Origin of the sequence: Phytoactinopolyspora endophytica (genome assembly GCF_004138495.1) — a bacterium.
Lineage (GTDB): Bacteria > Actinomycetota > Actinomycetes > Jiangellales > Jiangellaceae > Phytoactinopolyspora > Phytoactinopolyspora endophytica.
Genome location: NZ_ML142854.1, coordinates 30,182 through 41,219 on the forward strand (window position 1 = coordinate 30,182; position 11,038 = coordinate 41,219).

Annotated in this window: 10 protein-coding genes; 3 read left to right on the top strand and 7 right to left on the bottom strand. The window is 67.1% G+C overall.

What is annotated here, in order from left to right; translation table 11 throughout:
- Positions 1-147: 147 nt before the first annotated feature.
- Positions 148-969 carry an HAD family hydrolase gene (locus ELR45_RS13180; protein WP_129666663.1) on the top strand — a complete coding sequence of 274 codons (822 nt, stop codon included), beginning with the start codon at positions 148-150 and terminating at the stop codon, positions 967-969.
- On the opposite strand, the gene ELR45_RS13185 is transcribed toward ELR45_RS13180, so the two are convergent.
- The 7 genes from ELR45_RS13185 to ELR45_RS13215 form a co-directional block, all read right to left on the bottom strand.
- Complete coding sequence (locus ELR45_RS13185; protein WP_129666666.1) at positions 966-2,405, bottom strand: aminopeptidase P family protein; 1,440 nt, start codon at positions 2,403-2,405, stop codon at positions 966-968. The genes ELR45_RS13180 and ELR45_RS13185 overlap by 4 nt on opposite strands.
- Positions 2,405-3,256: an ATP-binding cassette domain-containing protein gene (locus ELR45_RS13190; protein ID WP_129666669.1), complete on the bottom strand. Its 852-nt coding sequence runs from the start codon at positions 3,254-3,256 to the stop codon at positions 2,405-2,407. The genes ELR45_RS13185 and ELR45_RS13190 overlap by 1 nt, the downstream gene beginning before the upstream one ends.
- On the bottom strand, positions 3,253-4,116 hold the full coding sequence (locus ELR45_RS13195) for an ABC transporter ATP-binding protein (RefSeq protein ID WP_129666671.1): 864 nt from the start codon (positions 4,114-4,116) through the stop codon (positions 3,253-3,255). The genes ELR45_RS13190 and ELR45_RS13195 overlap by 4 nt, the downstream gene beginning before the upstream one ends.
- Entirely contained in the window at positions 4,113-5,108 is a 996-nt protein-coding gene (locus ELR45_RS13200; protein ID WP_129666674.1) for an ABC transporter permease, read from the bottom strand. Before ELR45_RS13200 ends, ELR45_RS13195 begins: the two co-directional genes overlap by 4 nt.
- The gene (locus ELR45_RS13205; protein WP_129666678.1) at positions 5,108-6,058 is read right to left on the bottom strand and encodes an ABC transporter permease; all 951 of its coding nucleotides are present in this window, start codon (positions 6,056-6,058) and stop codon (positions 5,108-5,110) included. Before ELR45_RS13205 ends, ELR45_RS13200 begins: the two co-directional genes overlap by 1 nt.
- A 1-nt stretch (position 6,059) precedes the next feature.
- Entirely contained in the window at positions 6,060-7,793 is a 1,734-nt protein-coding gene (locus ELR45_RS13210; RefSeq protein WP_129666681.1) for an ABC transporter substrate-binding protein, read from the bottom strand.
- Positions 7,794-7,860: 67 nt separating this feature from the next.
- Positions 7,861-9,801, bottom strand: coding sequence for a glycoside hydrolase family 127 protein (locus ELR45_RS13215; protein ID WP_129666684.1), 1,941 nt, complete (start codon positions 9,799-9,801; stop codon positions 7,861-7,863).
- Positions 9,802-10,147: 346 nt separating this feature from the next.
- On the opposite strand from ELR45_RS13215, the gene ELR45_RS13220 reads away from it, so the two are divergent.
- Both ELR45_RS13220 and ELR45_RS13225 read left to right on the top strand, forming a co-directional pair.
- Positions 10,148-10,747, top strand: coding sequence for a PadR family transcriptional regulator (locus tag ELR45_RS13220; RefSeq protein ID WP_205856539.1), 600 nt, complete (start codon positions 10,148-10,150; stop codon positions 10,745-10,747).
- A 5-nt stretch (positions 10,748-10,752) separates the two neighbouring features.
- A partial coding sequence (locus tag ELR45_RS13225) for a DUF1707 SHOCT-like domain-containing protein (protein ID WP_165367740.1) occupies positions 10,753-11,038 on the top strand: 286 nt, incomplete at its 3' end.

The following is an 11,038-nucleotide window of genomic DNA, read 5'->3' on the forward strand; positions in this document are numbered from 1 at the left end:
ACGTCGAAACACTGGACTACCCAGATTCTTGACGTTGCTCGAACGCGGCCCGAATTCCGCGGACGGCTCCGGGCTCGTGAACCGGGCGGTGACCTCATATTCTCGGGAGGGGACGACGAGCCCACACGCCAGACAGAGATGATGCATATGAATCAAACCGGTACTGACCAACCCGTACGGCGCACTGCCGCATTCTTCGATCTTGACAAGACGGTGATAGCCAAGTCGAGCACCCTTGCCTTCTCCCGGAGCTTCTACCAAGGCGGCCTGATCAACCGCCGTGCTGTGCTGCGAAGTGCGTACGCACAGTTCGTTTACCTCGTGGGTGGTGCCGACCACGACCAGATGGAGCGTATGCGGGAGTACCTTTCCGGGCTGGTGACCGGTTGGGAGGTCCAGGCGGTCAAGGACATCGTCGCCGAAGCAATGCACACGATCGTCGACCCGATCGTCTATGACGAAGCCATCACCTTGATCGAGGAGCATCACCTCGCCGGGCGGGACGTCGTCGTCGTGTCCTCCAGTGGTGTCGAAGTCGTGGAGCCGATCGGGGAGATGCTGGGCGCGGATAAGATCATCGCCACCCGGATGGTGGTGGAAGACGGAAAGTACAGCGGCGAGATCGAGTACTACGCCTACGGCGAGAACAAGGCCGAGGCGATCAGGAAGCTGGCGGTGGACGAGGGCTACGACCTGACCCGTAGCTATGCCTACTCCGACTCGGCGACCGACCTGCCGATGCTCGAGGTCGTGGGTCATCCGTATGCCGTGAACCCGGACCGTTCATTGCGCAAGGCGTCCGCCGACCGGGGTTGGCCGGTACTCGTGTTCTCCAAGCCGGTCGCGCTACGCCAGCGAGCGTCGTCGATCCGGGACGCCCCGAAACCGGCCATAGCGGCCGCCGCACTCGGAGCGGGCGCCGCAGCCGCGGGTTTGGCCTGGTACGCCGTCCGTCGTCGAGGTCGCTAGCGCGTCGACAGGGCTCGCCGCACCCACCCCTCGATCTCCTCGGCCGAGATGGGCAGCGTCCCGGACAGGACGTCCGCTCCCTCCTCGGTGACCAGCAAGTCGTCCTCCAGCCGGATGCCGACGCCCCTGAGCTCTGGTGGGACGGTCGTGTCGTGGGTATGGAAGTACAGTCCCGGCTCCACTGTGAGGACCATGCCCGGCGCCATCGTCCCGCCCTGGTAGGCCTCGTAGCTCGAACGCGTGCAGTCATGCACGTCCAGCCCGAGGTGGTGCCCGATACCGCACACCAGATAGCGGCGGTGCTGCTGGCCCTGCGGTGAGAGTGCCTCGTCCACGGAGACCGGGAGAAGACCCCAGTCATGCAGCCCTCGCGCGATCACTTCCATCGCCGCGAAATGGAAGTCGGAATAGGTGCGGCCGGGCCGTACGTGCGACATGGCCCTCCGGTGAGCGTTCTCCACCAGGTCGTGGACGCGCCGCTCCGCGTCGGAGAACCGCCCGCTGGGCGGCACGGTCCGGGTGACGTCCGCGGTGTAGAGCGTCCGCGTCTCCACCCCCATGTCGAGCAGCAACGGCGCCGACGGCAGCACAGGTCCGTCGCACCGCACCCAGTGCAGTGTCGGCGAGTGCGGACCGGAGCCGACGATCGTCGCGTATCCAGGACCGTTTCCCACGGTACGGGCGTGCCGGTCGAAGGTGCCCTGCAACCACCGCTCGCCACCCCCTGCCACCGCCGCCGGGATCTCCGCCAGGACCGCGTCGAACCCCGCGACCGTGTCGTCGACGGCCTGCCTGAGCTGGTCGACCTCCCAGGGATCCTTCACCATCCGCAGATCCGAGAGAGCAGTCGAGAGCTCGCTCTCGACCTGCAGGCCGTGCCGTCGGACCAGGTCGGGATCGGTACCGGCGCTCGCCCACGCACCGGGCGTAGCGGCGAGCACCTCGTCGAGATCGGCGAGGGGCCGGACCTGTATGCCGAGCGCCGATGACCATGTGGCCAGACCTGCGGACGCGCCGACCCAGAGCTCGCCGTACTCGGCGTCGGAGAAGAACCCGTTCTCCCCGGGCCGGGCCGGCGGGGGCATGAACAGCGTCGCGGTGTGGTCCGATGCGCCGGCTCGTATGACGAGCACGGCGTGTTGAACGCCGCACCCCGCAAGCCAGACGAAATCGCTGTCCGCCCGGAAGTCATAGGCGGTGTCGTTGCTGCGTACCGGTGCCCGGCCCGCCCCGACGACGATCACGTCGGCGCCGGCACGCTCGATCAGCCGCGAGCGGTGCGCTCGGGCAGCCCGCGCCGCACCTTCGGACACCGGCGCTTCGACGTCGGGTTCGGCCCATCCGGACCCGATCGACTGAACGAACGCCGGTACCTCGGCGAGGCGTGGTACCCGGGTGCCCGCGTACGGCGGCGGTAGGATCGTCCGGCTCATCATCATCCTCCTCTACGATCGTGGGCTCGTGCCCGCCTGGCGGCTTGCCATTCGGGACGGATCCGCGGAACTGCGGCGAGCAACGTGCGGGTGTACTCGTCCGCCGGTTCGCGGAAGACCGCGTCTCGCTCGCCCGTCTCCACGACCCGGCCCTGGTTCATCACGGCCACCCGATGAGCGATCTGCCGGACGACGGCGAGGTCGTGGGCGATGAAGAGGTAGGTGAGCCCCTCTTCCTGCTGGAGCTTGCGGAGCAGGTTGATGACCTGGGCCTGCACGGACACGTCCAACGCGGAGACCGCCTCGTCGCAGACGACTACCTTTGGCCCGACGGCGAGCGCCCGGGCGATGCCGATGCGTTGCGCCTGTCCACCGGAGAACTGCGACGGGAACCGTGCGCTGTGGTCGGGGTTGAGCCCGACCCGTTCCATGAGTGAGCGGGTGAACGTCCGGGCGCCACCCGGCACCGTGCGTCCCTGGTAGACGAGCGGAGCCGTGACGATCCGCTCGACCGTGTGCCGCGGGTTGAGAGAGGAGTACGGGTCCTGGAAGACCACCTGCACGTTTGAACGGAACCGGTACAGCTCGGCCCGTGACAGTCCGGTCACCTCCTCGCCTTGGAACTGCACGCTCCCGGAGGTCACGTCGAGCAGCCGGGCGATGAGCCGCGCCGTGGTCGACTTGCCCGAGCCCGACTCTCCGACGAGTGCCAGTGTCTCGCCGGCGTACAGGGTGAGATCGACGTCGTCCACGGCGCGCAGGATTCGCTTGTGTCCGAACAGCCCACCCTGATCTCGGAGGACGAACTCCTTGACCAGGTTGCGGGCCTGGAGGATCACCTCTGAGGTGGTCATCGCTCACCTCCGCGCGACGGTCCGGCGTCGCCGACGGCCCGCAGCTCGCCGACGTCGTCCTCCAGCTGCGGCACGGCATCGATCAATGCACACGTGTAGGGGTGCCGCGGATCGGAGAACAGCTGCTCGCAGCCTGCGTACTCGACGCATTGCCCGGAGCGCATCACGACGACGTCGTCCGCCATCTCGCTGACCACGGCGAGGTCATGGGTGATGAGGACGAGACCGGCACCGGTGTCCTGCTGCACAGATCGCAGCAGGCGTAGGATCTGGGCCTGCACCGTGACGTCGAGTGCGGTGGTCGGCTCGTCGGCGATGATCAGGTCCGGTTCGGTGCTCAGGGCCATGGCGATCATGACCCGCTGACGCATGCCGCCGGAGAACTGGTGGGGATAATGATCCACCCGCCGGGCGGCGTCGGTGATCTGTACCCGTTCCATCGCCTCGACGACCACCTGACGAGCCTTCCGGCGGGTGACGTTCGGCCGATGCGCACGGTAGGCCTCCTCGATCTGCAGCCCGACTGTGTAGTAGGGGTTGAGCGAGGACAGCGGGTCCTGGAAGATCATCGCGATGCGGTCGCCTCGGATGCGGCGCATCTGGCGCTCGGGCAGCGACGAGATCTCCCGTCCGGCCAGGCGGACGCGGCCGGTGCGCCGCGCCGTCGGCGGGAGCAGCCCCATTATGGCGAGGCTGGTCATGGACTTCCCGGAGCCCGATTCGCCCACGATGCCCAGTGACCGTCCCGGGTCGAGGGTGAAGCTGATCTCGTGCACCACGTCGGTCGGCCCGGCCGGGGACGGGAACGCGACGGTGAGGTCCTCGACCTCCAGCAGCGGTGCCGACGATGGACTGCTCATACCGACTTCACCCTCACTCTCGGGTCCAGGGCGGTGTAGGTCAGGTCGACGACGACGTTCCCGGCGACGACGAAGAACGCCGCGAGCAGGGTGACGCCCATGATCACCGGCTGGTCGTTGCTGCTGATGGCGTCCGCTGTCAATTTGCCCACGCCATTGAGGCCGAAGACCGACTCGGTGATGAGCGCACCTCCCAGGAGGCCGGCGAAGTCCATCCCGAAGATGGTGGTGATGGGGGTGAGAGCCGGCCGTAGCGCGTGCCGTCGGACCACCAGGTGGCTGGGGAGCCCTTTCGCCCGGGCGGTGCGCACGTAGTTCTCCGCGAGCGTGTCGATGACGTTGGCCCGGGTGAGCCGCGCGTAGACCGATGCGTAGGCGAAGGCCAGCACGGTCCACGGCATGAGGTAGTTGGCGAACCACTGCCACGGATCCGCGGCGAAACCGACCGCCTGCGGGAAGGGGAGCCATTCCAGCTGGACGACCAGCACGTACTGGAGGACGAGCGCGAAGACGTAGTTCGGTATCGACAGGCCGGACAACGCGACCAGCATGGCGCCACGATCCCACCAGGTGCCCTGCTTGAGGGCGCTGATGAGACCACCGACGACGCCGGCGAGCAACCAGAGCACGGCGGCCCCGATGGCGACGGTCACCGTCACGGGGAGCCGTTCGGTGACCATCTCCCAGACAGGTTGGCTGGATTGGAAGGAGTAGCCGAGACAGGGTGCGGCGCAGTGCGTGGCAGCGTCGCCGGCTCCGTAGGTCCGGCCCGCGAAGAGGCCGCCTACGAAGCTGAGGAACTGCGAGAGCAGCGGCTCGTCCAGGCCCAGGTTCGCGCGGATCTGGTCGATCAGCTCGGGGGTGCAGTTCTTCCCGCAGATCTGCACGGCCGGGTCGGGAGAGAGGACGAAGAACACGGCGAACGTACAGACGCACACCAGCAACAGGATGAGTATCAGGCCGCTGAGCCGGGCGAGAAGAAAACGGAGCATCAGGGCGCGCCTCCCGGTTCCAGGACCGCGCGGAGACGGTCGCCGAGCACGGTGAACGAGAGGACGAGCAGGAACAGGAAGGCCCCGGGTATCGCGAAGTACGTGGGCACCACCGAGTACCAGCTCACCGACGAGGCGATCATCTGGCCCCAGGACGGCGTCGGCGGGTTCACTCCCACGCCGAGGAAGGACAGCCCCGCTTCGGTCCCGATGTAGCCGGGGATCGCCAGCGTCGCCAGGACGATGATCGTCGAGCGCAGGTTGGGCAGGATCTCTTTGAAGACGATCGCCGCGCCACCGGCACCTGATGCGCGTGCGGCTTCGACGAACTCACGCTGGGCGAGCGAGATCGTCTGACCGCGCACTACCCGGGCCAGGTATGGCCAGCCGAAGAGCGAGATGACGACGACCAGCATGACGGCGCGGTTGCCGGCGGGGATGGCGGACAGGATGGCGATCATGAAGATCAGGGCGGGGAAGCCCATGAGCAGGTCCATGACACGCGAGATGGCCCAGTCCACCTTGCCGCCGTGGAATCCGGCGAGCAGGCCGAAGACCACGCCGAGCAGCGTCGTGAGTGCGGTAGCGGAGATCGCGATCAGCATCGACACGCGCGCTCCATAGACGATCCGGGCGAAGATGTCCCGCCCGCTGCCGGGCTCGACCCCGAACCAGTGGTCGAGCCCGGCGCCGCCCCATGCACCCAGCGGGGCACCGGCCATGTCAGGGTCGACGGCGGACTGGTCGAACTCGTACGGCCCCCACCCGCTGACCTTCACGAGCAGCGGCGCCAGGGCTGCCATGAGCACGATGAGCAGGATGTACGACGCACCGAGCGCCGCGCCCCGGTCGGCGGCCAGCGAGCGGAGGATCCTCCGCTCAGGCGTGCCCTGCGCGAGCGGTGGCGGGCCCCCTTCCGTCATCTCGGGCTGAGACTGGACTGTGGCCATGTCAGCCGCGTTCTGGATCGCGCAGCCCGACGAGGACGAGGTCGATACCGCCGGTCGCCACTCCAGGAGACGAATGCAACCCGGTCACGTTCTCGCCGGGCACCGTGATGTTCCCCTCGACGACCAGCGGCACGATCGGCGCGAGCTCCATGATCTCCTCGTCCAGCTGGCCCCATTCCTCGTTGGCGGCGTCTAGGTCCGTCATCGCCGTGATCTCGTCGATGCGCGCGTTCACGGTCTCGTCATTGATCTGGGCGAGATTCGCGTTGCCACGGTCGGTGATGTTGCGCCCGTCGAACAGAGGCGGAAGGAACGTGCTGGCCGAGGATGCCCAGTCCGGGCACCAGCCAGTGATGGCGGCGTCGTTCTGCAGCTCAGGCGTCCCGATCGTCTCGTAGAACGTCGACGTGTCGATCACGTTGAGCTCCACGTCGATCCCGACGTTTCCCAGCGACTGCTGGATCGCCTCCGCCTGCGCCTGCATCTTCGGTTGCGATCGGATGTCCAGCACCATGCTGAATCCGTCCGACTGACCGGCCTCGTCCAGCAGCGCTTGGGCGGCCTCGGCGTCGCCCGTGTGTCCCTCACTGGGGTAGATGTCGTAGTCCCGGTAGCCACCCACGGTGGGTGGGAGGATGGTGGTGGCGACGTCGGCGAGCTGGCCGCCGCCGCTGGCGACCTGCACGGCTGACTTGTCGACGGCGTAGTTGATGGCTTGCCTGACGCGGACGTCGTCGAGCGGCGGCTTGGTGCTGTTCAGGCCCATGTACGTGGTGCAGACGCCGGTGAAGCGCAGCGTCCGGTCCTCCATCTCCGGGCCCTGCAGACGCGGCAGCGTCGCCGGCTGTACCGAGCCCGAGATGGCGTTGACGTCCGCCCCTTGCCCGGCGAGCATGCGCTCGTCGATGGTCGCCGGGTCGAGCCCGATGACGAACTCCCACGCGTCCGGGTAGGCCTCGCGGACGTCGTCGGTCTCCGGGTCCCATTCCTCGTTGCGCTCGAGCTTGATCGAGCTGCCGGGTGAGTAGGACTCCAGCTTGTACGGCCCGGAGGCGATGAGGCCGGTGATGAACTCGTCGCCGGCCCCGCTGCCCTCGGGGAACGGCACGAAGTTGGGCTGGGAGACGACGGAGCCGAACTCCGGGAACGGTTCCTTGAGATGGAAGACGATGGTCTTCTCGTCCGGGGTTTCGATGGTCTCCAGCGGTCCGGAACGGTACGGCCCCTCGTAGCCCTCGGGCGCGTCGATGACCTGGCGCGCGTAAGGCGAGCCGATGCCGATCTCGGGGTCCCAGGCACGCGAGACGCCGAACTTCACGTCCGCGGAGGTGATCGGCGTGCCGTCTTCGAACCTCACCCCGTCCTTGAGAGTGAATGTCCAGGTCAGTCCGTCCTCAGACGGCGTGCCGAGGTCGGTGGCCAGGTCGGGCACGATGGCGTTCGCGTCGTCGGCGTTGCCCGGCGCCGACGTCGTCAGTGTCCGGTAGACGAGCCGGTAGAAGTTGTTGACCCCGCCGTCCCACCCGCGTGCGGGATCCAAGTACGAGAAGTCCGCGTTCTGCAGCATCTGGACGGTGCCACCCTCGGCCGGCGTGTCGGTGAAGGCCGATCCGTCTCCGGCCGAGCTCTCGTCGTCAGAGTCCGAGTCCGACGAGCCTGAAGAAGAGCAGGCGGTCAACGTGAGTACCGCGGCTGTGGCCACCATCGACAAGCGTACGAGAACAGTCCTGTTCATCATGGCTCCTTTCGGTTATGTCCGGGAAACGTCCACGAGCCCGGACGTCAGACGACGACGTGATCGGTCAGAACTGGCGGAGCCACACGCGCATGGCGCCGGCTTCCCTGTTGCCCCACAGGAAGTAGGGAACGAAACGGACAGGCGCGCGGCCCTTGGCGGTCGGATCGGGTGCGTCCTGGTCGAACTCGGGGTAGAGGTGATCCCGCTCGCCAGGGGCGACAGCCAGCTCCGCCCGCAGGACACGGACGGGCATGCCCCAGCCCGACTCGTCCAGCGCATCGGAGAACGAGCTCAGGTCCTGAGCGGACAGTACGAGGTCGTCGACCGGGGCCTGGGAGTCCTGCTGCTCGACGCAGTACACCAGGGGACCGCGCAGTACGGCCGCAGCGCCGCGGGTCGCGTCGAGGTGGGGATGGGAGCGCACCGCACGGACCCGCATCGGCAGATCCAGCACGACGGAGTCGCCGATCGCCCATGAGCGGTCGAGGCGTAGCCAGCCGCTGCCGGCCGGGATGGGCTCCTCGTCGTTGATGCGTACGCTGGCTCCCGTCGCCCAGGCCGGGACACGCAGGGTCAGGGCTACGGGCCGGTCCCCGGCGGCGTCCACGTGGACCGTCACCCTGCCGTCCCAGGGATAGTCGGTGCGCACGGTGACGTCGAGCGTGTTCGTCCGGATGCGGGCGCTCGCATACATGGCGATGGTCAGACCATCCTCGGAAGCGAGGGCCACGTGGTCTTGGAGCTGGGCAGTCCAGCGCGCGACGTTCGGCGGGCAGCACGCGCATCTGAACCAGCTACGGCGCAGCAGCTGTCCACCGGACTCCGCTCCGCTGCGCTGATCGTGGTCGGGCCGACGCTGGAGAGGGTTGTCATAGAAGAAGGCGCGGCCGTCCAACGAGGTGCCGACGGCGTATGCGTTGTACAACACCCGCTCGACCACGTCGAGCACGTCCGCCCGGCCGGTCGCGAGGAACAACCGCCACCCCCACTGCATGGTGCCGATCGCGGCGCAGGTCTCCGCGTACGCGCGCTCCGGCGGTAGCTCGTACCGGTCGCCGATCGCCTCGTCGGAGTGCCGGCTGCCCAGACCACCGGTCAGGTAGAGCTTGGTGGCGACCATGTCGTCCCAGAGCGCCTCCAGATGCGCCAATAGCTCGGCATCACCGGTCTCGATGCACACGTCGGTGGCGCCGGCGGCGAGGTATGTCATGCGAACCGCGTGGCCGGTGACCGACGTCAGCCGGCGTAACGGCACCTCGTCCTGGAAGTAGGACAACGGAAAGACCGGGTTCCGCAGCTCTCCGGCTCCACGACGTTCCACGAACAGCTCGGCCTGGCGGAGGTACGAGCGTTCTCCGGTCTCCCGGTACAGCTCGACGAGGGCCATCTCGATCTCCGGGTGACCGCAATAGAGCGGCTCGCCCTGATCTCCGAAGCGCGCAACGGTGAGGTCGGCGAACCGGCGGGCCACGTTGAGCAGGCGATCGTCGCCTAGTTGCCGGGATGCCGCCACGGCGGCCTGGGTGAGATGGCCGAGGTTGTAGAGCTCGTGCCCCCACGCCATGTCCTCCCACGGCGCCTTGGGTGCGTCTGGGTCCTGGAAATACGTCCCGATGTATCCATCGTCGGCTTGAACGCGTTCGATCAGCTTGACGCTGTCGTCGTAGAAGTCTTCGGCCGCGGGAACCGCGCCGCCGCGTGCGGCTTCGTACGCCAGCCCTTCAAGAGTCTTGTAGACGTCAGTGTCCAGAAACGGGTAACGACCCTGGTACGGCTGTCGTCCACCGTCGAGGAGTCGCCGAAGGTTCTCCAGGTTGCCTGCCTGGGTGACCTGGAGAACGGCGTGCGGCAGCGTCGCCGAGCGGTTGCGCTCTTGCCAATGCGCGAGAAGGCCGCCCACGATGTCGACCTCGCGCGGTCCCAATGTGCTGCCGGTCTGGGTGGATCCACGGACGGCCGGAGCTCTGGTCGAACGGCGCAGCTGGTGCGAATCGGAAGGAATCATGGCCTATTTCCTCGTCAATCCCGTTCTGAAATGTGATGCGTAACATATTACGTCTAGGAAAACCATGCACTTGCTGCATGGAGTAGACCTAGATAGATGCATGTCGCGGCTAGGAACACGTTTTCCTCAAAGTACGAGAGGCCGCCGGATGTGTCAATACTCGAACATAAGAAACGTCATACGACTGCCTTGATACGTGAACAGTCACGATATATCGTGAACCTATCGCGACCGTTCGCGGTAGTATCGGGAGGCGACGATGACTGGAGCGGGACACTCGACAGACACGCCGTGGGCCAGCGCCAAACATGGGACGTGCGGTCCGGCGGAGGGATGGATTGCGGCGATGACGGGCAAGCGTCATGGAGGGTTCGGAAACTTCGGGCCGTGGGCTCTGTTCGGCCATGGTGGGCCATGGGGGCAGCCCTGGCGGGGCGCACCGGGGCTGCACGGTCCACGTCGTGCGCCCAAGGCGCGGCGAGGTGACATCCGGGCGGCGATCCTCAGCGTCCTTGCCGAGCAGCCTATGAACGGCTATCAGCTCATTCAGGAGATCGCCGAGCGTAGTCGCGGAGCGTGGAAGCCGAGCCCAGGTTCGATCTATCCGACGCTTCAACAGCTCGAAGATGAAGGCCTTGTCCGAGCCTTCGAACAGGGCGGTCGCCGGGCCTTCGAGCTCACCGAAGAAGGGCGCGCCTATGTGGACGCGCATGCCGAAGAGGTCGCCGCCCCATGGGAGGCCTTCTCGGACGCGGAGGAACAGGACGAAAGCGGGCTCGAACCGATGATCGCGCAGGCCGCGGCGGCGCTGTGGCAGATCATGGCCACCGGCAGCGCCGACCAGCAGGCGCGGGCGCGAGACGTGCTTTCTGAGATGCGGCGTCGGCTGTACGGAATCCTGGCTGACGGCGACGATCTCGACCAAGACGACGTGAACGGGGGGTGAGTTCTATGACCACGCCGGGACCGCTCCGTGTCGGTGATGCGGAGCGGGACACTGCGGCCTCGGCGCTGAGCGAACACTACGCATCGGGCCGGCTGACGAAGGTGGAGTACGACGAGCGCCTGGAGGCGATCTGGGCGGCCAGATATGACTCTGATCTGCGCTCTCTCTTCTCCGACCTGCCCGGGCCACACGGCGCTGTCGATGCGCGACGGAACGCGGAGCGGGTGGCCTCACCGCGAACGCCTGAATCCAGATGGGGAGGGTTCACCCGTGGTGCGCCGATGTTCGTCG

Bases quoted from the DNA above. Each gene is read 5' to 3' on its own strand.
- ELR45_RS13180 (WP_129666663.1), top strand. From the start codon at position 148: ATGAATCAAACCGGTACTGACCAACCCGTACGGCGCACTGCCGCATTC.
- ELR45_RS13185 (WP_129666666.1), bottom strand. From the start codon at position 2,405: ATGATGAGCCGGACGATCCTACCGCCGCCGTACGCGGGCACCCGGGTA.
- ELR45_RS13190 (WP_129666669.1), bottom strand. From the start codon at position 3,256: ATGACCACCTCAGAGGTGATCCTCCAGGCCCGCAACCTGGTCAAGGAG.
- ELR45_RS13195 (WP_129666671.1), bottom strand. From the start codon at position 4,116: ATGAGCAGTCCATCGTCGGCACCGCTGCTGGAGGTCGAGGACCTCACC.
- ELR45_RS13200 (WP_129666674.1), bottom strand. From the start codon at position 5,108: ATGCTCCGTTTTCTTCTCGCCCGGCTCAGCGGCCTGATACTCATCCTG.
- ELR45_RS13205 (WP_129666678.1), bottom strand. From the start codon at position 6,058: ATGGCCACAGTCCAGTCTCAGCCCGAGATGACGGAAGGGGGCCCGCCA.
- ELR45_RS13210 (WP_129666681.1), bottom strand. From the start codon at position 7,793: ATGAACAGGACTGTTCTCGTACGCTTGTCGATGGTGGCCACAGCCGCG.
- ELR45_RS13215 (WP_129666684.1), bottom strand. From the start codon at position 9,801: ATGATTCCTTCCGATTCGCACCAGCTGCGCCGTTCGACCAGAGCTCCG.
- ELR45_RS13220 (WP_205856539.1), top strand. From the start codon at position 10,148: ATGACGGGCAAGCGTCATGGAGGGTTCGGAAACTTCGGGCCGTGGGCT.